Source organism: Rhizobium sp. 05L419 (assembly GCF_056397845.1).
Window position 1 is genome coordinate 89,761 of the sequence record NZ_JBFTOF010000013.1, and the last position, 20,991, is coordinate 110,751.

At 61.4% G+C, this 20,991-nt stretch carries 21 protein-coding genes; 7 read left to right on the forward strand and 14 right to left on the reverse strand.

Going from position 1 to position 20,991, the window contains the following annotated elements; all coding sequences use genetic code 11:
* Positions 1 to 138: 138 nt before the first annotated feature.
* Together AC1DMK_RS17575 and AC1DMK_RS17580 are read left to right on the forward strand one after the other, a co-directional pair.
* On the forward strand, positions 139 to 870 hold the full coding sequence (locus AC1DMK_RS17575; protein WP_037069788.1) for an SDR family oxidoreductase: 732 nt from the start codon (positions 139 to 141) through the stop codon (positions 868 to 870).
* A 65-nt stretch (positions 871 to 935) separates the two neighbouring features.
* Entirely contained in the window at positions 936 to 1,610 is a 675-nt protein-coding gene (locus AC1DMK_RS17580; RefSeq protein ID WP_037069786.1) for a DUF1345 domain-containing protein, read from the forward strand.
* Between the two features lie 51 nt (positions 1,611 to 1,661).
* Here AC1DMK_RS17580 and AC1DMK_RS17585 read toward each other — a convergent pair whose 3' ends face one another.
* The 7 genes from AC1DMK_RS17585 to AC1DMK_RS17615 form a co-directional block, all read right to left on the reverse strand.
* Positions 1,662 to 1,835: a DUF1328 domain-containing protein gene (locus AC1DMK_RS17585; protein ID WP_037069783.1), complete on the reverse strand. Its 174-nt coding sequence runs from the start codon at positions 1,833 to 1,835 to the stop codon at positions 1,662 to 1,664.
* A gap of 155 nt (positions 1,836 to 1,990) precedes the next feature.
* Positions 1,991 to 3,418 (reverse strand): gamma-aminobutyraldehyde dehydrogenase, encoded by a 1,428-nt coding sequence (locus tag AC1DMK_RS17590; RefSeq protein WP_477860704.1) that lies wholly within the window; start codon positions 3,416 to 3,418, stop codon positions 1,991 to 1,993.
* A 78-nt stretch (positions 3,419 to 3,496) separates the two neighbouring features.
* Positions 3,497 to 4,312: an ABC transporter permease gene (locus AC1DMK_RS17595; protein ID WP_037069778.1), complete on the reverse strand. Its 816-nt coding sequence runs from the start codon at positions 4,310 to 4,312 to the stop codon at positions 3,497 to 3,499.
* Complete coding sequence (locus AC1DMK_RS17600) at positions 4,302 to 5,270, reverse strand: ABC transporter permease (RefSeq protein ID WP_477860707.1); 969 nt, start codon at positions 5,268 to 5,270, stop codon at positions 4,302 to 4,304. The genes AC1DMK_RS17595 and AC1DMK_RS17600 overlap by 11 nt, the downstream gene beginning before the upstream one ends.
* Positions 5,267 to 6,253: an ABC transporter ATP-binding protein gene (locus AC1DMK_RS17605; protein WP_037069773.1), complete on the reverse strand. Its 987-nt coding sequence runs from the start codon at positions 6,251 to 6,253 to the stop codon at positions 5,267 to 5,269. Before AC1DMK_RS17605 ends, AC1DMK_RS17600 begins: the two co-directional genes overlap by 4 nt.
* A 206-nt stretch (positions 6,254 to 6,459) precedes the next feature.
* Positions 6,460 to 7,620, reverse strand: a complete 1,161-nt coding sequence (locus tag AC1DMK_RS17610; RefSeq protein ID WP_037069770.1) for an ABC transporter substrate-binding protein — start codon at positions 7,618 to 7,620, stop codon at positions 6,460 to 6,462.
* 129 nt (positions 7,621 to 7,749) lie between these two features.
* Positions 7,750 to 8,658 carry a LysR family transcriptional regulator gene (locus AC1DMK_RS17615; RefSeq protein ID WP_037069767.1) on the reverse strand — a complete coding sequence of 303 codons (909 nt, stop codon included), beginning with the start codon at positions 8,656 to 8,658 and terminating at the stop codon, positions 7,750 to 7,752.
* Positions 8,659 to 8,839: 181 nt separating this feature from the next.
* Between AC1DMK_RS17615 and AC1DMK_RS17620 the strand changes: the two genes are divergently transcribed.
* The gene (locus tag AC1DMK_RS17620; RefSeq protein ID WP_477860786.1) at positions 8,840 to 9,535 is read left to right on the forward strand and encodes a hypothetical protein; all 696 of its coding nucleotides are present in this window, start codon (positions 8,840 to 8,842) and stop codon (positions 9,533 to 9,535) included.
* A 292-nt stretch (positions 9,536 to 9,827) separates the two neighbouring features.
* Here the strand turns inward: AC1DMK_RS17620 and lysS are convergent, their stop codons facing one another.
* The 3 genes from lysS to AC1DMK_RS17635 form a co-directional block, all read right to left on the reverse strand.
* A complete protein-coding gene (gene lysS, locus AC1DMK_RS17625) occupies positions 9,828 to 11,366 on the reverse strand; it encodes a lysine--tRNA ligase (protein WP_477860710.1) in 1,539 nt (512 codons plus the stop codon).
* 163 nt (positions 11,367 to 11,529) lie between these two features.
* Positions 11,530 to 12,987 carry a glutamate--tRNA ligase gene (gene gltX / locus AC1DMK_RS17630; RefSeq protein ID WP_037069763.1) on the reverse strand — a complete coding sequence of 486 codons (1,458 nt, stop codon included), beginning with the start codon at positions 12,985 to 12,987 and terminating at the stop codon, positions 11,530 to 11,532.
* A gap of 231 nt (positions 12,988 to 13,218) precedes the next feature.
* A complete protein-coding gene (locus AC1DMK_RS17635) occupies positions 13,219 to 13,974 on the reverse strand; it encodes a bestrophin-like domain (protein WP_477860712.1) in 756 nt (251 codons plus the stop codon).
* 148 nt (positions 13,975 to 14,122) lie between these two features.
* Between AC1DMK_RS17635 and AC1DMK_RS17640 the strand changes: the two genes are divergently transcribed.
* Positions 14,123 to 14,668, forward strand: a complete 546-nt coding sequence (locus AC1DMK_RS17640; protein ID WP_037069756.1) for a glutathione peroxidase — start codon at positions 14,123 to 14,125, stop codon at positions 14,666 to 14,668.
* Between the two features lie 6 nt (positions 14,669 to 14,674).
* Here AC1DMK_RS17640 and AC1DMK_RS17645 read toward each other — a convergent pair whose 3' ends face one another.
* The gene (locus tag AC1DMK_RS17645; protein ID WP_037069753.1) at positions 14,675 to 15,502 is read right to left on the reverse strand and encodes a helix-turn-helix domain-containing protein; all 828 of its coding nucleotides are present in this window, start codon (positions 15,500 to 15,502) and stop codon (positions 14,675 to 14,677) included.
* Positions 15,503 to 15,595: 93 nt separating this feature from the next.
* Between AC1DMK_RS17645 and AC1DMK_RS17650 the strand changes: the two genes are divergently transcribed.
* Together AC1DMK_RS17650 and AC1DMK_RS17655 are read left to right on the forward strand one after the other, a co-directional pair.
* A complete protein-coding gene (locus AC1DMK_RS17650; protein WP_037070009.1) occupies positions 15,596 to 16,528 on the forward strand; it encodes a phytanoyl-CoA dioxygenase family protein in 933 nt (310 codons plus the stop codon).
* Positions 16,529 to 16,566: 38 nt separating this feature from the next.
* Positions 16,567 to 17,058: a GNAT family N-acetyltransferase gene (locus tag AC1DMK_RS17655; protein ID WP_477860714.1), complete on the forward strand. Its 492-nt coding sequence runs from the start codon at positions 16,567 to 16,569 to the stop codon at positions 17,056 to 17,058.
* Positions 17,059 to 17,168: 110 nt separating this feature from the next.
* Here the strand turns inward: AC1DMK_RS17655 and AC1DMK_RS17660 are convergent, their stop codons facing one another.
* From AC1DMK_RS17660 to AC1DMK_RS17670, 3 genes are all read right to left on the reverse strand, one after another.
* Positions 17,169 to 17,918, reverse strand: a complete 750-nt coding sequence (locus AC1DMK_RS17660) for a TerC family protein (protein ID WP_477860716.1) — start codon at positions 17,916 to 17,918, stop codon at positions 17,169 to 17,171.
* A gap of 101 nt (positions 17,919 to 18,019) precedes the next feature.
* On the reverse strand, positions 18,020 to 18,859 hold the full coding sequence (locus AC1DMK_RS17665) for a GyrI-like domain-containing protein (protein WP_477860718.1): 840 nt from the start codon (positions 18,857 to 18,859) through the stop codon (positions 18,020 to 18,022).
* Between the two features lie 101 nt (positions 18,860 to 18,960).
* Positions 18,961 to 19,638, reverse strand: a complete 678-nt coding sequence (locus AC1DMK_RS17670; RefSeq protein WP_477860720.1) for a TetR/AcrR family transcriptional regulator — start codon at positions 19,636 to 19,638, stop codon at positions 18,961 to 18,963.
* 153 nt (positions 19,639 to 19,791) lie between these two features.
* Between AC1DMK_RS17670 and AC1DMK_RS17675 the strand changes: the two genes are divergently transcribed.
* Positions 19,792 to 20,982: an HlyD family secretion protein gene (locus tag AC1DMK_RS17675; RefSeq protein ID WP_477860721.1), complete on the forward strand. Its 1,191-nt coding sequence runs from the start codon at positions 19,792 to 19,794 to the stop codon at positions 20,980 to 20,982.
* Positions 20,983 to 20,991: the final 9 nt, after the last annotated feature.

Here is a 20,991-nt window from a genome sequence, read left to right on the forward strand (position 1 = left end):
CGGCATAGGGCGGAAGGTCGATAGACCCTTTCACCTCGCACTGCGGGTTGCTCCGGACAATATGATTGACGGCATTCTGAATATAATGTTTGCATATGAATGGGTGCGCCGCAAGCGCTTCAATCGCGAGGAGGAATCATGAGCCACGGTTTGCAAGGCAAGAAGGTCGTCATAACGGCGGCCGGCCAGGGTATCGGCCGCGCCAGTGCGGAGCGCTTCATCTCGCTCGGCGCGCATGTCTATGCGACCGACATTAACGAGGCGACGCTTTCGACGCTCGACGGCGCTGACAAGCATGTCCTGAATGCGCTGGACGGCGACGCGGTGCGGGCCTTCGCAGCGGAGGTCGGACCGATCGACGTGCTGTTCAATTGCGCCGGCTTCGTCCATGCCGGGACGATTCTCGAGTGCGAGGAGAAAGACTGGGACTTTTCGTTCAATCTCAACGCCAAGGCAATGTACACGACCTGCCGCACCTTCCTGCCCGGCATGCTGGACAAAGGAAAGGGCTCGATCGTCAACATGGCGTCTGTGGCCTCCAGCGTGAAGGGCGTGCCGAACCGTTTTGCCTACAGCGCCTCCAAAGCCGCCGTGATCGGGCTGACCAAATCGATCGCTTCCGATTTCGTGGCGCGGGGCATTCGTGCCAACGCTATCTGCCCCGGTACCGTGGATAGCCCCTCGCTGCATGACCGGCTTCGCGCCACCGGCGACTACGAGAAGGCGCTKAGCGATTTCATCGGTCGCCAACCGATGGGCCGGATCGCAACGCCGGAGGAGATCGCCGCGCTGGTCACCTACCTTGCGGGAGACGAAGCGGGCTTCACAACCGGCCAGATCCACGTCGTCGACGGCGGCTGGACGGGCTGAGGTCATGTTGCTCTTGCTGGTATCGAGCTGATATCAAAGGCGATCTCGGATCAGCGGAGCAATCGATGGCGGACGATACGAACGGCGGGAAAAGCCGCTTCATCCAGTTGGCGCGCAAGCACGCGGTGTTCATCGTGGCGCTGGTGGCCGGGCTGCTTGTCTTTCTGCTCCTGACGACGCGGGAGTTCAATGCCAGCAACCTGCTTGGCGGGTGGAACGTGGCAGCGCTCGCCTTTGTTGCCATCACCTGGCGGCGAATGCTGCGGGCAACCGTGGAGAGCATCAGGAAGCGTGCCGAAGATCTCGATTTCTCCGATTCCCTGCTGTTGTCGCTGTCGATAGCCGCGGCACTCGCCAGCATTGCCGGCATCGGGCTCGAACTGCATTCCGTGAAGGAGGCCGCGCCGGGCGCGGCGCTCGCAAGAGCCGGCGCGGCGATCGTCACGATCCTGATTTCATGGGTTTTCCTGCACACACTCTTCACGGTGCACTACGCGCACCGATATTATGGCGGCGAGGATGCTGCCGGAGGGCTGAGGTTTCCCGATGCGGTGGACGAGCCCATTTACTGGGATTTTCTCTACTACTCGTTCACGATCGGCGTCGCTTCCCAGACCGCTGACGTATCGACCACGACAACGACGATGCGAAAACTGACGCTGCTGCATTCGGTGCTGTCATTCCTCTTCAATACCACGATCCTGGCGCTGGCAATCAACGTCGGGGCGAGCCTGCTGTGAGCTATTTGGCCGCAAGGTGATGTATCGATGGGCTTGCAGCGCCGGATCAGTTCATAGAACCGCCTGGCCGGCCATCAGGGCGAGGACGAGGAAGATCACGAAGATCACCAGCGCGATGAAGAAGAGAACGCGCGCAATTGTCGCCGTGGCGGCTGACACGCCTGAGAAACCCAGGAAGCCGGCGATCAAAGAAATCACGAAAAATATGAGTGCCCACTTCAGCATGACATCTTCCCCTGTGTTGAACGCCTAAGAAGACGCGGGGCGGGCGACATTGTTCCATGTCAAATGACCCAGGGGCGCAGCGAGGCTGGAAGCATTCGATGGCGCCGCCACGGTTTGTGCGTGGCGGCGCCAGGTTTCAAGACGGCAGGTCGGCTTCAGCCGTGATTGATCATCACGTGCCGAACGGCCGTGTAGTCTTCCAGTGCGTAAACGGACATGTCCTTGCCGTAGCCTGATTGCTTCAGGCCGCCATGCGGCATTTCGTTGGTGAGCATGAAGTGGGTGTTGATCCAGGTGCAGCCATATTGCAGGCGGGCGGCCGTCTTCATGCCGCGGCTGATATCCTTCGTCCAGACCGAGGAGGCGAGGCCGTAGTCGCTGTCGTTGGCCCAGGTGACGGCATCCTCGACATCGGTGAAACGGGTGACCGACACAACGGGACCGAAGACCTCGCGGCGGACGATCTCGTCGTCCTGCGTGGCACCGGCAACAACCGTCGGTGCATAAAAGAAGCCCTTGTCGCCCGAGACTTTGCCGCCGGTGGTGATTTCCATGTGCTTGTGTTCGGAGGCACGGGCGACGAAGCTCTCGACGCGGTCGCGCTGGCGCTTGGAGATCAGCGGGCCGATCTCGTTTTCGGTGTCGTCTGCCTGGTTGAACCTGATCGAGGAGACCGCCGAGGAGAGGTCTGCGACGAATTTGTCGTAGACCTTGGCGTCGGCATAGATGCGGCAAGCGGCGGTGCAGTCCTGGCCGGCATTGTAGTAGCCGAAGGTGCGGATGCCCGAGACGACCGCATCGATGTCGGCATCGTCGAAGACGATGACCGGGGCCTTGCCGCCGAGTTCAAGATGGGTGCGCTTGACGGTCTTGGCTGCTGCCTGCAGCACCTTCTTGCCGGTGGCGACATCGCCGGTGATGGAGAGCATCGCGATCTTCGGGTGGTTGATGAGGGCATTGCCGACGCTGTCGCCGCGGCCGAGGATGACGTTGACGACGCCCTCGGGCAGGATTTCGGAAAGCAGCTTCGCCATCTTCAACGCCGTCAGCGGCGTCTGTTCGGAGGGCTTGAAGACGACGGTGTTGCCGCCGGCTATCGCAGGCGCAAGCTTCCAGGCCATCATCATCAGCGGGTAGTTCCAGGGTGCGATCGAACCGACGATGCCGATGGCGTCGCGCCTGATCATCGAGGTGTGGCCGGGCAGATATTCGCCGGCGACAGGGCCGTGCAGGTTGCGGACGGCGCCGGCAAAGAAGCGGTAGCAATCGACGATCGCCGGGATTTCGTCATTGAGCACGGCATTGATCGGCTTGCCGCAGTTGAGCGCCTCGAGCGCAGCGAAGCCTGCCGCGTCCTTCTCGATCGCATCGGCGATCTTCAGGAGATAACCGGAGCGTTCGCCGGGTGTCGTCTGAGACCAGCTCCTGAAGGCCTTTTCGGCCGCATCGACCGCGTTGTCGATCTGACCGAGCGAGGCTTCCGGGAGCTTCAGCACCGTCTCGCCCGTCTTCGGGTTCAGGACGAGCTCCTCCATCTCCGTGCCCGCTTCGAAGCGGGATCCAATCAGCATAGTGGTGTCCATGATGTTCTCCCTTGTCGTTGATCAGGTGGGATGCGGGCGGAAAACCGCTCTTTACACTTATCCGCATCCCGCACTGGGTTATTTGCCGGCTCCGGCGATCTGGTCGCCGTCGCGCGTGAGGTAGTAGGCTGCCAGGATCGGCAGGAAAGTGACGAGCACGACGACCATGGCGACCACATTGGTGACAGGGCGCTGGCGGGGGCGGATGAGCTCTTCCAGCATCCAGATCGGCAAGGTGGATTGCTGGCCGCCGGTAAAGGTGGTGACGATGACTTCGTCGAACGAAAGCGCAAAGGCCAGCATGCCGCCGGCCAGAAGCGCCGTCCCGATATTCGGCAGGATGACATGCCGGAAGGTCTGGAAGCCGTCTGCGCCGAGGTCCATCGAGGCTTCGATCAGCGAGCCCTGCGTGCGGCGGAAGCGGGCAACTGCGTTGTTGTAGACCACCACGACGCAGAAGGTGGCGTGGCCGAGCACGATCGTCCAGACCGAGAACGGAATGTCGAACAGGCTGAAGGCCGAGCGCAGCGCAATACCCGTGATGATGCCGGGGAGGGCGATCGGCAGAATGACCAGCAGCGAGATCGCCTCGCGGCCGAAGAATTTGGTCTGGCTAACGGCAGCCGCGCAGAGCGTGCCGAGCACCAGCGCAATCGCCGTGGCGATGACGGCGACCTGCACCGAGAGGCCGAGTGCCGCCCAGACGTCCGGTCGGTTCCAGGCGATGGGGAACCACCGCAGGGTGAGACCCGGGGGTGGCCACTGATAGCTCTTCTCCTCCGTCGTGAAGGCATAGACGAAGATCAGCAGGATCGGCAGGTGCAGGAAGAGCAGCCCGCCGGCGGCAGCGGTCTTCAAGAGGAGAGGAGAGCGTTGTCCACGGTCAGAGCGCATCGAAGGCTCCCTGTTTTTTGGCCAGCCAGAGATAGATGGCCATGATGACGATCGGCACGACGGAGAAGGCGGCTGCGAGCGGTACATTCCCGGCCGTGCCTTGTTGCGCATAGACGGCCTGGCCGATGAACAGACGCGACGAGCCGATGATCTGCGGGATGATGTAATCGCCGAGTGTCAGCGAGAAGGTGAAGATCGAGCCGGCGACGATGCCGGGAAGCGCCAGCGGAAACAGCACGGTTCGGAAGGTCTGGCTTGGCGTCGCGCCGAGGTCGGCGGAGGCTTCGATCAGGTTTCCCTGCACGCGTTCCAGCGCTGCCTGCGTCGGCAAGATCATGTAGGGCAGCCAGACATAGACGAAGACGAGGAAGGTGCCGATATAGCTCACCGACAGCGAGCTGCCGCCGACGACGGGCAGGTTGAGGATGCCGTCGAGGAGCCAGGAGAGGTGGAGCTTTGAGAAGATCCAGGTGAGGATGCCTTCCTTGGCGAGGATCAGCTTCCAGGCATAGATCTTGACGAGGTAGCTCGACCAGAGCGGCAGCATGATGCCGAGATAAAACAGCGCCTTCCATTTTCCCTGGGCGTAGCGTGCCGCATAATAGGCGATGGGGAAGGCGACGACGGCGGAGGCGAGCGTTACGAGTGCCGCCATCAGCACGGTGCGGACGATGATGTCGAAGTTCGTCGGGCTCAGCAGCTGCGCATAGGTGGCGAGCGTGAACTCGTAGTTCACGAGGCCGGAGAAATCGTCGATCGAGAAGAAGCTCTGCAGCAGCAGAGCGATCAGCGAGCCGATATAGATGATGCCGAGCCAGAGCAGCGGCGGGGTCAGCATCAGGAACAGCAACAGCTTCGGATGGCGCCAGAAGGCGTCAGACAGCCTGCCGAAGAAGCCGCCGCGTCCGGGCAGGATCGAGGTGGCGATGTCCGGTTTGGTGAGCGCCAGGGCGGTCATGCTGCGTCGTCCATGTAGTGTACGTCGAGAGGCTGCCAGGCGAGGCGCACGCTGGCGCCGACGTCGGGCACCGTGGCGCCCGCGGGCAGCATGACGTGCAGTCGATTGCCTTGGATGGCGACGGTCAGGCGTGTTGCAGCACCAAGGAAACTCGAGTGCTCGACCGTGGATTCGATGCCGTCGCCGGCAAGCCGGATGGCTTCGGGGCGCAGGCTTGCCCAGCGTTTTTCGCCGCCGAGGGAGCCCATCATGTCGGGCGCAATCACATTCGAGGAGCCGACGAAATCGGCCACGAAGCGGGTCTTCGGGCGGCGGTAGATATCCTGCGGAGTTCCTTCCTGGACGATCCCGCCATTGTTGAAGACGGCGACACGGTCAGCCATGGAAAGCGCCTCGCCCTGATCGTGGGTAACGAAGACGAAGGTGATGCCGAGCGCGCGCTGAAGGCTCTTCAGCTCTTCCTGCATCTGCTCGCGCAGCTTCAGATCCAGCGCGCCGAGCGGTTCGTCGAGCAGCAGCACCTTCGGCTTGTTGACCAGCGCCCGGGCGAGCGCCACGCGCTGCCGCTGGCCGCCGGAGAGCTGGCCCGGCTTGCGGGCGCCGTAGCCGGGAAGCTTCACCAGCTCAAGCGCCTGCTCTGCTGCCTTGGTGCGCTCCGCCTTACCGATACCCTTGACCATCAGCCCGTAGGCGACGTTGTCGACGATATTCAGGTGCGGGAAGAGGGCATAGTCCTGAAAGACCGTGTTGACGTTGCGGCGGTAGGGCGGAACGCCCTCGGCCGTCTCGCCGAAGATCTGGATGTGGCCCGAGGTCGGCTGCTCAAAGCCGGCGATCAGGCGCAGGCATGTGGTCTTGCCGGAGCCGGAGGGACCGAGCATCGCAAAGAATTCGCCGGGTGCGATCTCGAGATCGACGCTGTCGACGGCGCGAACCTCACCGAAGTGGCGCGAGAGCTGCTGGAAACGGACGGCGGGGGTCATTTTCGGGGCTCCGGTATGGTTTGCAGTCGAGTTCTCTCTTCTCCCCGGCGGGGAGAAGATGCCCGTTGGGGCAGATGTGGGGGACGAGGAGCGTCAGCGACGCGTGTCTTGAGGCGGCAAGCGAAGGACAGCATCTATCGTACCACCCCCTCATCCGGCCCCTCGGGGCCACCTTCTCCCCGAGGGGAGAAGGGGAAACGCTTGGGTCATCTGCCGCCGATCACGCCGATGTAGTCCGATACCCAGCGGTGGTAGGGCACGCATTCGCTCTCCGTCGTGCACTTCGCCGTTGGCGTTCTCCAGAACTTGATCTTGTCGAAGTGGTCGTAGCCGTTTGTTGCGCAGCCGGTGTCGGTCATCAGCTCGTTGCCCTTGCAGGCGGCCGGCACCGACGGGACGGCGCCGAACCAGGCGGCGGCGTCGCCCTGTACCTTGGCCTGCAGCGAATGCTCCATCCACATGTAGGCGCAGTTCGGATGCTCGCTCTCGGCATGCAGCATGGTGGTATCAGCCCAGCCGGTCACCCCTTCCTGAGGGAAGGTCGAGGCGATCTTCTGCTTGTCTGCCTGCATCAGGTTGACCTGGAACGGCCAGGAGCCCGAGGCGACCACGCCCTCGTTCTTGAAGTCGTCGATCTGGATCATCGCATCGTGCCAATAGCGCGAGACGAGCTTGCGCTGGCCGCGCAGCAGGTCGAGCGCCGCCTTGTACTGGTCTTCGTTGAGCTCGTAGGGATCCTTGATGCCGAGTTCAGGCTTATGGGCCATCAGGTAAAGCGCGGCGTCGGCGATATAGATCGGGCCGTCATAAGCCTGGACGCGGCCCTTGTTGGACTTGCCGTCCGGCAGCGACTGCTCTTCGAAGACGACGTTCCAGCTGCTCGGCGCCTTGTCCTTGAAGGCGTCGGTGTTGTACATCAGGACGTTCGGTCCCCAGAGATAGGGAACGCCGTAGTGAACGCCTGATACCGTGTTCCACGGCGCATTCTGCAGGCGCGGATCGACGTTCTTGAAGCTCGGGATCAGATCGGTGTTGATCGGCTGGACGCGCTTGCCGGCAACGAGGCGGAGCGAGGCGTCGCCCGAGGCGGTGACGAGGTCAAAACCGCCTTCGTTCATCAGCGAGACCATTTCGTCGGAGGTTGCGGCGGTCTTTACGGAGACCTTGCAGCCGGTCTCCTTTTCGAAGGAGGTAACCCAGTCGTAGTTCTTGTCGCTTTCGCCGCGCTCGACATAGCCGGCCCAGGCCACAATGCTCACCGCACCTTCGCCCTTGCCCAATGCCTTCAGTGGTTCGGCCGCTGCAACCTGCGTCACGAAGCTCAGGCTCGCGAGCGCAACCGTGCACGATTTCAGAAGATGCTTCATCGTCTGTCTCCCGGTTGGATGCCACTTGTGTGGCGTTTTGTTCCCAGCGGAAAAGGTGACGCGAAACGGTCGCTTTCGCAAATTCATTTATCAGAAAGGCGGTATCGGAAGTTCCGATACCGCCTTACATCAGCGAGGGCGGCCGGAGCGCATCGCTTCGGCAATTCCGACGAAATCGCGCGCCGCCTGTGGCAGGCTGGAGCCTTTGCGCCAGACCATGCCGACCTGGACGACAGGCAGGGAGCCGGAGACGTCGCGGCTTTCGATGCGGTCGCCTTCCAGCGACCAGGGTCGATAAACAAGATCGGGCAGCAGTGCCACGCCGGCGCCGGTTGCAACAAGGCTGCGCACCGCTTCCACGGATCGGGTGCGGAAGGCGACATGCGGGCGGGCGCCAAGTGCCGAAAGCAGCTTGCCCGTATTCTCCTCGATTTCATCGACCGTCAGCATGATCAGAGGCTCGCGGCCGATGTCGGCAACCGAGATGATGTCGGCCGAAACCAGGGGATGGCCCATCGGCAACCAGAGGCGATAGGGCGATGTCTCGAGGATTTCGGCCTGCAGGGCCATGCGGTCGCGAAGGTTCGATATGACCATGACAGCTACGTCCAGTTCGCCGCCGACCAGCAGATGTTCGAGATAGCCGCCATTGTCCTCGATGGCGCTGATCTCGACGCCGGGGCAGGCGCGGCGGTAGCGGGCCAGAAGGTCGGAGAGCACGTAGCCGGCGACCAGCGAGGTGACGCCAATATTGAGCTTGCCCGAAAGTTCATTCTGCTTGCCGGAGAAGCTGCCGCGTGCGTCGGAAACGCTCGCCAGGATCTTCGTGGCATGGCGCAGAAACTGGTGGCCGTTGTGAGTGATCGTCAGTCCGCGCGGGTGCCGGTCGAAAAGCTCCACGCCGAGATCGGTTTCAAGCTCCTTCAGGGCCTCTGTAACCGAAGATTGCGAGATCGATAGGTTCTGCGCGGCACGCGTTACCGAGCCCTGTTCGGCAACGGCTATGAAATACTGAATCTGACGAAGAGTGAAGGCCATGCGCTGTTAGAGCATGGCCGCAAGCGCAATGGCAAGCATCCGGAAAGACTGGACCTTTTTTGGTACTAAGCCCACACTGACGCAAAGTTGCGGTCGCGATTTAAGTATTCAGAAACGTCATTTCTCTAGCGTCGAACGCAATTATATCGCGTTGGAGTTTCTTGATGGCGGAGCAGTTGGCGTGAAGGCCTTACTGCGCATCTTCCGGCCTTCCCGGAAATTGGTGTTGATCATCGGCGGAGTAGCCCTTCTTACGGGCGTTTCCGGCGGTGCAGCACTGTATATCGGCAAGGACAATATCCTCGGTCCCTCAGCAGAGACCGTGAACGGAGCCGCATGCACCGACGTCAATCTCGTCACCATCAAAAAGCAGAACCGGACCTGGATCCGCAAGTATATCAAGACCGAGCCGACGGATGGCGTGACCCGCGTGAAGACCGCGCTCAGGGTGGCGAAGGCCATCTACGATGCGCAGAAGCCGGACCTCGTCCAAGTCGTGGTTCTGGATGCCAACGGGCCAACGCTGCGTTCCGACATCAGGGGGCGGGCGATCGGCGCCGACGTCGTCTATATCCCGCATCCCGATGCGGTGGTGGAAAGCCTGGAGGGAAAGACCTATAGCGCGCGCTACTACGACGGAACGGCTGCGTCGAACGGACTGTTCTTCGGCGAGCGGATCGATCTGCCGGAAGACGAGATCACCGCGCTCAACGCGTCGTTCAAGGATTACTCGGATTGTATCGATCCGATCGCCGTCGCCGCGACCGAGGGCGGGGCCAAGGCTGAAAAAAGCAAGGCCAAGGAAGAGAAGCCTGCGGAGGGCGGCGACGGGGCCGAAGCGGTCTCCGCGGAAGCGGCTCCCGCCGCCGGGCACTGATCGTAAAGTTCGTTCGGCATGAAAATGCAGAACCTGGGGTTCTGCTGGCCGAGGATGCCAAACGTGATATTTTTTGTCTTTGGCGCGCACCAGCGGTCGTGGCTTACGCTACCAATCCTCCCACATAGAGACCCTTTTCACGGCGCAGACGTGCCGTGGCTGGACTCCTGTGACAAGCACAGGAGTGAGGGGGTTGGACATGAATGCGCGAGCAAGACCAGCCTGCATCGTCAGCACAAAAAACGCGGCGTGTCCTTTCGGGCCGCCGCCTTTCTCAAGTCTGCAAGCGACCTCAGTCCGCCTTGGCGCGGCGGGCCGGGAAGAGGATGATGTCGCGGATCGACGGGGCGTTGGTCAACAGCATGATCAAGCGGTCGACGCCGATGCCGAGGCCGCCGGCGGGCGGCATGCCCTGGTCGATCGCGTCGAGGAATTCGTCATCCAACTGCTTTTCCTTCTCGCCGCGGGCGTGAGCCTGCTGAAGCTGCTCGACCATGCGCTTGCGCTGCTCTTCCGGATCGTTGAGTTCCGAGAAGGCGTTGCCAAGTTCCCAGGCGTTGCAGTAGGTCTCGAAGCGCTCGACGAGGCGCGGCTCGCCCGGCACTTCCTTGGCGAAGGGCGAGATGTCCTTCGGGAAATGCGTGACGTGCGACGGCTGGATCAGCGTCCCCTCGACCTTCTCCTCGAAGATGAAGGCGAGGCATTCGCCCCAGGTCCAGTCCTTCTCGACGGCGAAACCGGCAGCCTTGGCGGCCGTGCGGGCCTCTTCGTCGGTCTTCATCGCGAGGAAGTCGATGCCGGTCGCGTCCTTGACGGCGTCGGGCATCGGCACGCGCTTGAAGGGGCCCTTGAAGGAGATTTCCTTGTCGCCGAACATGAATTCGGTGGTGCCGTGGATCGACATGGCGAGCGTCGAGAACAGGCGCTCGACGAGGTCCATGATGTCCTCGTAGTCGGCGTAGGCCCAGTAGCACTCCATCATCGTGAATTCGGGATTGTGCCGGGTCGAGACGCCTTCGTTGCGGAAGTTGCGGTTGATCTCGAACACCTTGTCGGTGAGACCGGAGACCAGCGTGCGCTTCAAAAACAGTTCCGGCGCGATGCGCAGGTACATGTCGAGCTTCAGCGTGTTGTGATGGGTCTTGAAGGGCTCGGCGGTGGCCCCGCCGTAGACCGAGTGCAGCATCGGCGTTTCGACTTCCATGAAGCCGTCATTTTCCATGAAGCGGCGGATGCCGGAAACGATCTTCGAGCGCTGCTGGAAGCGGAGCTTGGACTCTTCATTTGTCATGATGTCGAGGTGGCGCTTGCGGTAGCGCGTCTCGATGTCGGAAAGGCCGTGCCACTTTTCGGGCATCGGCAGCAGCGACTTCGTCAGCATGGTGATCTGCTGCGCATTGATCGTCAGCTCGCCGCGCTTCGTGCGCCGCACGACGCCGGTGACGCCGATGATGTCGCCGATGTCGATCATCGGCAGCAGGGCGCGCGCCTCTTCGGGCGTCGTGTCCTTGTGGCTGAAGATCTGGATCTTGCCGCCGGCGTCACGGATATCCATGAACATGCCCGAGTTGCGCGAGGAATAGACGCGACCGGCAACGGTCACGACGTCCTGCGTCTCGACGTCCGGTTCCAGGTCTTCGTATTTCGCAGCCAGCTCGGCATTGGTCATCGTCCGGTGGAAATGCGCCGGATAGACGTCGCCGATCTGCTCGCGCAGCAGCTCCAGCTTCTGGCGACGCACCTCAGTGGGGTCGGAGGAAAGCAGAGTTGCCACGAGCTTGTCGTCTTCTTCTGCAACGTTCACGCTGCCAGTGATTTTGTCTTGTGTCATCGTTTTCGCCTTTTTCCGGGCAGGTTATTTCGGTGTGCGGTGCGCCGGGCTCGGCTTAACCCTCCCCTTTCGGGGAGGGTCGGAGCGAAGCGGGGGGAGGGGTTTTCTTGGTGGAAGTCCCCTCCCCAACCCGTCCCCACAAGGGGGAGGGGCTATCCGCGGTTCAGTTCCTCGGGCCAACCAGCGAGGCGACTGCCTGCGCGGCCAGCTTCAGCCGCTGGCGCACGACCGAGCGGCCGAGGATCGCCATCGAATCGAACAGTGGCAGCGAGCGGGACGAGCCGGACACGGCAACGAAGAGCGGTGCCACGATCACCTTGAGCTTCTTGCCCATGCGTTCGGAAATGGCGCGCAGCTCGGCTTCGATCGACTCGACGTTCCACTCGAGGATCTTTTCGAGGTCGGGCTGTACGGTGTTGAGAATCTCGAGGATCTCTTCCGGTGGCGACTTGATCTTGGCGAAGGCGGAGGGATCGAGGTTGAGGTCCGATTTCAACAGGAATCCCATCAGGTCGGGCAGTTCGCCGAGCCTGGAGATACGCGACTGCGACAGTGCGAGACCGGCCTTCAGGCGGTCGTTCTCCATCGCCCAGGTGAGAACCCGATGCTGGAACTCCTCTTCCGACATCTTCTCGCGGATCCAGCGGCCGTTCAGCCAGTCGAGCTTCTGGATATCGAAGATCGCGCCGGCTTTGGAGAGGTTTTCGGGGTCGAATTTCTCGGCCAGCTCGTCCATTGTCATCAGCTCTTCGCCTTCGGCGATCTGGACGAAGAACAGGCCAAGGAAGTTCATCAGCGCTTCGGGGATGTAGCCCAGCGCCGTGTAATAGGAGATCGAGGTCGGGTTCTTGCGCTTCGACAACTTCGACTTGTCGGCATTGCGCATCAGCGACAGGTGCATGAAGACAGGCTGATCCCACTCGAAATAGCGATAGAGCAGGATGTGCTTGGGCACCGATGCCAGCCATTCCTCGCCCCGCGCCACATGGGTGATCCTCATCAGATGGTCGTCGATGACGTTTGCCATATGGTAGGTTGGCATGCCGTCGCCCTTGATCAGCACCTGCATGTCGACGCTGTCCCACGGGATGGAGACATCGCCATAGACACCGTCGGTGAAGTCGCAGGAGCCTTCGGTCGGGATCTTCATGCGGATGACGGAGCTTTCGCCCGCTGCCATCTTGGACGTGACCTCCTCGGCCGACAGGTTGAGGCAGAGACCGTCATACTTCGGTGGCTTTCCGGCGGCGCGCTGGGCTTCGCGCATCTCGGTCAGGCGCTCGGGTGTGCAGAAACAGCGGAAGGCATGGCCCTTGTCCAGCAACTGCTGAGCGTAGGGCTGGTACATGTCCTTGCGGTCGCTCTGGCGGTAGGGGCCGTGGGGGCCGCCGATGTCGGGGCCTTCCGACCACTGCAGGCCGCACCATTTCAGCGCGTCCAGCACCTTCGTCTCGAACTCCGGGGTCGAGCGTGTCGCATCGGTATCTTCGATGCGCAGGATGAACTCGCCGCCGTGCTTCTTGGCGAAAAGGTAGTTGAAGAGAGCGATGTAAGCAGTACCGACATGCGGCTCGCCGGTCGGCGAGGGAGCGATGCGGACGCGGACGCCGGAAGCTGTCATTTTATGTGCCCGTCAAATGAATGCCGGACGGCTTTCCTGAGAAAGCGACGCTCGGCCGGAAGGAATGCAGATAACTGGATCAGGAAACCGGCCGGAAAAGGGCATTTTTGCGCGCTTCTGCGGCCAATTATCCATTTGGCTGGCCTTAGGCCATATTCATCCGTGCGCGTCAAGGAAAATGGCGCCCGACGCATCAATGCCAGAGCATGATCAAGGTGTGGACGTAACCCGTCACTGCTGGATTTCCGCCAGTGCGCGCCGAAGCGGCTCGTCGGAAATCTGGATCAGGCCCGCGAACGGAATGTCCATATCAAGGACAAGGTAGAGCGAGGCAGAAATCAGCAGGGCGGAGACGACGAACATGGCGACGACGACGATGTTCCTGGGTGCGCGATAGCCGAAGCTTGCAAAGATCAGAGTGAGCCATGCCGCAAGCATGACGATGAGCGGTCTGGGAATCACTCCTTCCGACTGTTCGACGATGATCCAGCGTTCCTCGACGATTTTCTGGTATTGCAGCCGCGCGTCGTTCCAAAGGGCGACGTGTCCGGGATCGGGTGGCGTGATCAACGAGAGGCTGTCGCCAACGGCGTTCAAGGCCAGTTCGCTCGTGCGGTCGGCCCTGATCAGCTGATCGCGGATGCGAGCCGGGTTGGTCAGGGCCTTTTCAACATACTCGGTCAGCCTCTGGCGAGCCTCGTTGCCCTCCAGGCCATAGGTGCGCAATGTCCGATCGAGAAGAATGATCTCGGTGGCGAAGGCATGGACGTTGTTGTCGATCTCTTCGAAGGTGTTCTTGGACGAGTTGATCATCAGGCCGAAAACCAGGGACGTCATGACGACGAAGATGTTGGCGACCAGCCTGACGACGGTGTTGGTTTCATCCTGGCGGTGATGGATCGGAAGCTTCGAATAGGTCAGCATCGTTCCGATCGATGCCGCCACGAGGCAAACGAAGACCAAGGCAGTCACAAGCACTTCCCGCACCGATTTCCTCCCCGGACGAACGCCGCCGCTGTTTCAAGCGGAAACTAGCTGCTTTGAAACATTTTGCCAGCATGCTGMCATCTAGCCGCTGGACAAACGAGAGCGCGGGTATAGCTTCCGCGACGCAATTTCATGCTGGAGAATGGCAATGACCGATCTTTTGAATGTTCCCGTCAAGCTGGCCGACGGCCGCGAAACGACGTTGGCCGAATATCGCGGCAAGGTGATGCTTGTCGTCAACGTGGCGTCGAAATGCGGTTTGACCGTGCAGTATGACGGTCTGGAAAAGCTCTACGAGGACAAGCGCGAGCGCGGTTTCGTGATTGCGGCTTTCCCGGCCAACAACTTCAAGGGCCAGGAGCCGGGAACCGAGGCAGAGATCGTCGAATTCTGCACGCTGACCTACGACGTGAAATTCCCGATCTTCTCGAAGATCTCCGTCAAGGGCGCTGACCAGCATCCGCTCTACAAGCTGCTGACGGGCGTGGGCGTGTCGACAACCGGCGACGGACCGATGCGGGAGAGGCTGCGCGGCCACGGCGTCGAAACCGATAATGATACCGATATCCTCTGGAACTTCGAGAAATTCCTGATCGGGCGCAACGGCAAGGTCGTCGCGCGCTTTGCGCCCGATGTCACCGCTGAGGATCAGCGGCTTGTGTCGGCGATCGACAGGGAACTGGCTGCGGGCTGAGGCGCACTAGAGGCGGCGGTGCCGGCGGCGAAATTCGCTGGGCGAGCACCGCTCGCGATCCTGAAACAGCCTGGAAAAATAGAAAGCGTCATCGATGCCGACGGCAGTTGCAATCGTTTCGATTGAAAGGTCGGATGTCGTGAGCAATTGCTTGGCGTGGTCGATCCGCAAGCGCAGTTGAAAGGTCTTGGGCGACAGGCCCGTCGCTGCTGCAAAGCGCCGGCGCAGTGTTGCCGGCGACATGGTGAACTCTTCGGCGAAGGCACTCATGTCGACCTGCTGGAATGCGCGCTGCTGCAGGGCATCGATTGCCAGTTCGATCGTGGCATCCGACGGTTCATTGCTCGGCGCGGCGGCCTGCCTGGCGGATTGCACGGCAATGCGATGCAATGTTGCCGCCGAAGAGGCGAGACAAAGCGGATTGTCCTCGGCAAATTCGGAATGAAGGGTGGCGAAGAGCTGCTGCATCTCGCGCAGATTGCGCAGAGGCACCAGCGGCGCTGCCTCGACGATCAGGCGCAGGCGCATGAACTCGCTGGCGAAGGACCCAGTGAAGAGCGCCCAGCGCTCCTCCCAGCTCTCGCCGTGCAGCGGTCCGTAGCTGTGCAGCGTGCCGGCCGGCAGCCAGAACAGGGAGGGGCCGGTGATCTCCTTAATGCCAGCCTTCTCGGTGGACAGCGTACCGCTCCCCGATACGATCAGCACGACGGCATGCGTGGGTAGACGCCGGTTGACGATGCGCATCGCAACGCGTTGGCGGCCAAAGCCGACGACCGCGAGCGCCGCGCCGCCGGAAGGTTGCGACCGATAGAGCGCAATGGGAGCGTCTGTCATGAGCGAAAAGTCCAGATACGCTTTCTGTCCATGGTAAAATGCCGTTCTGCAAGCAAGATTGTCACATGCTATTTCGCTGTGGGAGTGATCGAAATGTCAAGTCTTGCCCTGAATGAACAGTCAAACGAAGCGCCGGCGCTGCGACTTGTCGCCAACGGCAAGATACTTTCGACGGCGCCGGATCGGCTTGGACAGCTCGTGCCGACGGATCCGGGCGTTGGCCTGAAGGCAATCCGCGCCGTCTACGAGGAGCACGGCTATGTCTGGCTCAAGGGATTTCTGAAACGCAGCGACGTGATCGAGTTTCGCGGCTGGGTGTTCTCGCATCTGGCGGCTGCCGGTCTTATCGAGGCCGGCTCCGACCCTGCGCTGGGGCTGAATTCCAGCGGGGCTCTGGACAAGGGACTGGTCGATCGTATCCTGATGTCGCTTGTCCGCTCGGTGGCATTCGAGGGCTTTTGCGCGCAGCCGCGGCTCGCCCGCTTCATGGACGAGTTCCTGTCTGGCATCTCCTATCTGCACAAGCGCAAGATCATGCGCTTCACCCAGCCGGGCACGACAACCGCCACGCCGGCGCACTACGACCTGGTCTATCTGCGCGGTGGCACCAGCCGGATCGTGACTGCCTGGATTGCGCTCGGCGATACGCCTGTCGATATGGGCGGGCTGGTGTACCTTGAGGGTTCGCATGCGATCGGCACGCGCATGGAAACTGAGTTTCAGGAGAAGAACGAAGCACTCACCCCCGACGAGCGCATCAGCGCGTTCAATCGCAACATGACGGAGGGCGGCTGGGTTTCCAAAGACCTGCCCGATATGGCCGAGCGCTTCAACACGCGGTGGCTGATCGCCGACTACGAGGCGGGCGACGTGGTTTTGCATAGTCCCTACATGATCCATGCCTCGACGACCAACCAGAGCGCCGACAACCGAATCAGGTTATCGACAGACATTCGCTACCAGAACGTCGACGACGAGATCGACGCGCGGTGGGGCAATCACTGGAGTCTCGGAGACATGCTTTAGGGACGTGCCGCCCGCTCTTCAACGCCGGACATTGATGGATGGAACCTTCCGCATTCGACATTGGCGACTTTAGCCAACGAACCGCACGTGCGAACGATGCCCGCGTCGTCGCTTTGTGGTTTCCCAGCCATGAGGATGCAACCCGCTGGGGCGGTCCCGACATTCCAAACCCACTGACAGCAGCCTGGCTGGAGAGCGAAGTCGCAGACGGCTCCTATTTTGTCAGCGTCGACCGCAAGAGCGAGGTTGTCGCCATATACAGCCTCAAACGGATCGATGAGGACGCCATCCATCTCCGGCGCTTTGCGATTGCGCCTTTCCTGCGCGGCAGGGGCGCAGGAAAGGCGATGATCACAGAAATAGCTGGCCTTGCGCGGACGAAAGGTGCCCTGTGGCTGTCGCTCTGGGTCTATGGGTCGAACAAGGCTGCCATTCACCTCTATAAGAACGCAGGGTTCCGGGAAATCGGGACGCGCGCGGCAGCAGAGGATTCCAGTGGTTTGTGCGTCCGCATGAGGCTCGATCTTTGAGCGCCGCTCACGTGTTGCATGCTTGCTTGTTATCGAAGGGCCCGTAGCGGCGAGGTCGCTACGGGCACCGGGTGATCGGTCGGCCTCACAGGGAAGCCGCAGGGATTACCTCAGTGGACGCCAGCTTTTTTTCGCTTCCGCGCGTTGCGGGCCATCATGTTGAGCACTTCGACAAGCGCCGAGAAGGCCATTGCCGCGTAGACGTAGCCCTTCGGCACATGGAAGCCCATGCCTTCGGCGATCAGCGTCGTGCCGATCATCATCAGGAAGCCGAGCGCCAGCATGACGATGGTCGGGTTCCGCGCGATGAAATTGGCGAGCGGCGTGGCGGCGACCAGCATCACCGTGACGGCAGCGACGACGGCGACGACCATGATCGGCAGATGCGGCGTCATGCCAACTGCGGTGATGATGCTGTCGACCGAGAAGACGAGGTCGAGCACCAGGATCTGGCCGATCGCGGCGGCGAAGCCCGTCGTCGCGGAGCTGGCGATAAAATCCTCGTCGTGGTCTTCAGGATCGACGCTGTGATGAATTTCCTTGGTCGCCTTCCACAAGAGGAAGAGACCGCCGGCGATCAGGATCATGTCCTTCCACGAAAAACCATGGCCGAAAAGCTCGAAGACCGGTGTGGTGAGCTTGACGATCCAGGCAACGGTGCCGAGTAGCGCCAGGCGCATGACCAGGGCGAGGCCGATGCCCAGCTTGCGGGCCTTTTCACGATGCTCGGGCGGCAACTTGTTGGTCAGAATGGAAATGAAGATGAGGTTGTCGATCCCGAGGACCACTTCCATCACCACCAGCGTGACGAGCGCCACCCAGGCGGCCGGGTCCTGAACGAGCATCATGATATCTTGCATCGGCATATATCCCCTTGCGCCACATAAGCTGACGCCCGCAATTTAAGGACGCGGCCTGCCTTGGCAAGCGCGCAAGGGGGTATACGAAAGCCGGACGGCTTTTATTCCTTAACCGGAATCCAGATTTCCGTCAGGCCCATGCCGGTATAGGGGTCGAAGCGCTCGTCGTAGCGTTCGAACATGTCGGGCATGTCGGCGAATTCGACGCCGGAGTTCGGCATCCAGGCGCCGAAGATCTGATGCATCGTCGCGGGAATGCCGGAGACGTGCCCATGATGGGCAAAGACGGCATAGCGTTGCGCCGGGATCTTCAGCGTTACAAAGCCGTCCGGCAGATCGTCCGTGCCAGCGACTGAGACCGCGGCCATGTAGTGGAACGTTTCCGTTTCACCGCCGATATGCGTGCAGATTCCATAGGCTGCGCTGCCGCGCTGGCCGGGAATGTTGCCTGAGTAGGCATTGAATCTCTGCCACAACGAGGGGATCGCAGCGTTGCCGCCATAGGCATAAATCTCCTGTAAGCCGGCGAAGGTCATTGCCGACAGGAGTTCGAAACGGGGAGGTTCAAGTTCGGTGACGCGCGCAGGGTCCATTCTGATCGGCTCCAGGAGTGCGAGGTTGCGAGCGTGCCCCTGTTTGCGCACCGCATCCGGCGTGACGCCGAATTGGTCGCGGAAGGCACGGGTGAAAGCCTCGTGCGAGCCGTAGCCGGCATCGAGGGCAACCTCGAGAATGGAGGAAGAGCTGCCGATCAGCGCCAGTGCGGCGCCGCTCAGGCGACGGCCGCGAATGTAGCCGCTGATCGAGTGACCTGTCACCAGCCCGAAAATCCGCGACAGGTGGTAGCGCGAAAGCCCGGCGGCGTCCGATATCTGTTCCAGCGAGATATCGCTTTCGAAATGGCTCTCGATGAACCAGATCGCCCGTCCGATGGCACTCATGTCCGCTCCCTTGGTTGCGCTTCCTTCATAGAGAAACAGCGGCAGCCGGGTTTGATCGCTATTGCGGGATTTTGGCGCGGAGGGCGAGAAAAATCAAAGGGTCAGACGCGTTCGGTCTGCTTGACGCCATAGGCCGCCATGAAGACGCGAATGGCACCGGAGATTACGCGTTCCATCTCGGCCATCGACGGTGGCTGCTCCATGCTGCCAAAGAGGCGGAACTTGAAGAAGCTGCCGCTTGCCAGATCGAGGAATTGCCCCGCGGCCAGATCGATGTCGTCGATCTTGAGCTTGCCTGCCCCGACGTACTGCTCGAGGTAGTCGCGCAGGATGGTGCGGAGATTCTCCGGACCCTTGAAGAAGCGCTGACAGAGAACCGGCATGCGGTCACGAACGCCGAGCACGGTACGCATGGCACTGATGACCTTTTCCTCGGTCATGTGAGAGATAAAGCTAATTCCGAAATCGTGAAGGCCGGCCTCGATATCGTCATGTTCGGCAAGGGCCGTGCGCATCGACGCGACGAAAGCGGCCCGCTCGCTTTCGATCATGGCCGTGAACAATTCTTCCTTGTTGGCGAAGTAAACGTAGAGCGTTCCCTTTGAAACTCCAGCCTCGCGCGTTACATCGTTCATGCTCGCGGCGTCGAAGCCGAGTTTCATGAAGACGAGCCGCGCGCCGTCGAGAATTTGCTTGCGCTTCGCAGGGTCTTCGCCGGCTGCCCATCTGCCGCCGGTCGTGGGGAACTCTTCTGCGTGCCTGTCGGAAAGGTCTGTCATCGCTCCTTAACCATATTCGCATCTGCGAACGTTTCGTTAACAAAATCGAACCGGGTGGTTCGATACATCTTGATATGAACGTAAAAAGGTTCTATGTCAACTGAACCGAACCGTTCAGTTCGATCAGTTTCACTCGTTTACCGGTAGTTGCACATGTCGTCCAGCCAAAATGCCAATGTCGCCCGCATTGTCAGCGAACCCGCTGACGCCGAGGGCCGGGCTGAGAAAGCAGCAGTCACAACAGCGGAAGCCCCGCGCACGCCGCAGGCTGCCGAAACGCAGGCAATAGCTGGCGAAAAGAAGAAGCGCGGCCTCGCGCTGCCGATCATCGGCCTTGCTCTTCTGGCAGGCGCCGCCTGGTATGGCTACGACTGGTGGACCACCGGCCGTTTCATGGTTTCCACGGATGATGCCTACGTCGGGGGTGATATCGCGACGATCTCGCCGAAGGTGACCGGCTACGTGGCAAAGGTGAATGCCGTCGCCAACCAGCAGGTCAAGGCCGGCGACGTCCTCGCCACGCTTGACGACGGCGACTACAAGATCGCGCTCGCGCAGGCGGTAGCCTCGCTCGATACCGAAAAGCTCTCGCTGCAGCGGATCGACGCCCAGATCGCCGGCGGCGAGGCTAGCCTCGACCAGGCGAAGGCGCAGAAGGTTGCCTTGGAGGCGACCGTTCGCGGCGCCCAGATCACACAGACCCGCGCCAGCGACCTGCAGGCGAAGTCGGTCGGCACGACGGCATCTCTCGACAGCGCCAACATCTCGCTCGATCAGGCCCGGGCCAACCTCGTCGGCGGCGATGCGGCCATCGCTTCGGCCGAAGCGAACGTCACGCTTCTGCACGCACAGCGCCGCGAAGCCGAAGGCACGATCCGCCAGCTCGAGCTCGCTCGCGACAAGGCGGCGCGCGACCTTTCCTTCACCATTCTGAAGGCGCCTTATGACGGTGTCGTCGGCAATCGCTCCGTTCAGGAAGGCGACCTCGTGTCGCCGGGCCAGCGCCTGATGGCGCTCGTTCCTGTGCGCCAGCTCTTTATCGACGCGAACTTCAAGGAAACGCAGATCCAGCATCTCGTTCCGGGTTCGAAGGTCAACGTCCATGTCGATGCCTACGGCAATCATCCGATCGTCGGCACGGTCGAGTCGATCTCGCCCGCATCAGGCTCGGTCTTCTCATTGCTGCCGCCGGAGAATGCGACCGGCAACTTCACCAAGATCATCCAGCGCGTTCCGGTTCGCATCGCGCTTCCGCAGGATGCGCTCGACAGCGGTCGGCTGCGCGCCGGTCTCAGCGTCGTCGTCGACGTCGATACGCGCACTGCACCGGAAGCCGGCAAGTAATATCGTCTG

Excerpts from the sequence above, each read along its gene's own strand:
- AC1DMK_RS17580 (WP_037069786.1), top strand. The coding sequence starts at position 936 with ATGGCGGACGATACGAACGGCGGGAAAAGCCGCTTCATCCAGTTGGCG.
- AC1DMK_RS17585 (WP_037069783.1), bottom strand. The coding sequence starts at position 1,835 with ATGCTGAAGTGGGCACTCATATTTTTCGTGATTTCTTTGATCGCCGGC.
- AC1DMK_RS17590 (WP_477860704.1), bottom strand. The coding sequence starts at position 3,418 with ATGGACACCACTATGCTGATTGGATCCCGCTTCGAAGCGGGCACGGAG.
- AC1DMK_RS17595 (WP_037069778.1), bottom strand. The coding sequence starts at position 4,312 with ATGCGCTCTGACCGTGGACAACGCTCTCCTCTCCTCTTGAAGACCGCT.
- AC1DMK_RS17600 (WP_477860707.1), bottom strand. The coding sequence starts at position 5,270 with ATGACCGCCCTGGCGCTCACCAAACCGGACATCGCCACCTCGATCCTG.
- AC1DMK_RS17605 (WP_037069773.1), bottom strand. The coding sequence starts at position 6,253 with ATGACCCCCGCCGTCCGTTTCCAGCAGCTCTCGCGCCACTTCGGTGAG.
- AC1DMK_RS17610 (WP_037069770.1), bottom strand. The coding sequence starts at position 7,620 with ATGAAGCATCTTCTGAAATCGTGCACGGTTGCGCTCGCGAGCCTGAGC.
- AC1DMK_RS17615 (WP_037069767.1), bottom strand. The coding sequence starts at position 8,658 with ATGGCCTTCACTCTTCGTCAGATTCAGTATTTCATAGCCGTTGCCGAA.
- lysS (WP_477860710.1), bottom strand. The coding sequence starts at position 11,366 with ATGACACAAGACAAAATCACTGGCAGCGTGAACGTTGCAGAAGAAGAC.
- gltX (WP_037069763.1), bottom strand. The coding sequence starts at position 12,987 with ATGACAGCTTCCGGCGTCCGCGTCCGCATCGCTCCCTCGCCGACCGGC.
- AC1DMK_RS17640 (WP_037069756.1), top strand. The coding sequence starts at position 14,123 with ATGACCGATCTTTTGAATGTTCCCGTCAAGCTGGCCGACGGCCGCGAA.
- AC1DMK_RS17645 (WP_037069753.1), bottom strand. The coding sequence starts at position 15,502 with ATGACAGACGCTCCCATTGCGCTCTATCGGTCGCAACCTTCCGGCGGC.
- AC1DMK_RS17650 (WP_037070009.1), top strand. The coding sequence starts at position 15,596 with ATGTCAAGTCTTGCCCTGAATGAACAGTCAAACGAAGCGCCGGCGCTG.
- AC1DMK_RS17655 (WP_477860714.1), top strand. The coding sequence starts at position 16,567 with ATGGAACCTTCCGCATTCGACATTGGCGACTTTAGCCAACGAACCGCA.
- AC1DMK_RS17660 (WP_477860716.1), bottom strand. The coding sequence starts at position 17,918 with ATGCAAGATATCATGATGCTCGTTCAGGACCCGGCCGCCTGGGTGGCG.
- AC1DMK_RS17665 (WP_477860718.1), bottom strand. The coding sequence starts at position 18,859 with ATGAGTGCCATCGGACGGGCGATCTGGTTCATCGAGAGCCATTTCGAA.
- AC1DMK_RS17670 (WP_477860720.1), bottom strand. The coding sequence starts at position 19,638 with ATGACAGACCTTTCCGACAGGCACGCAGAAGAGTTCCCCACGACCGGC.
- AC1DMK_RS17675 (WP_477860721.1), top strand. The coding sequence starts at position 19,792 with ATGTCGTCCAGCCAAAATGCCAATGTCGCCCGCATTGTCAGCGAACCC.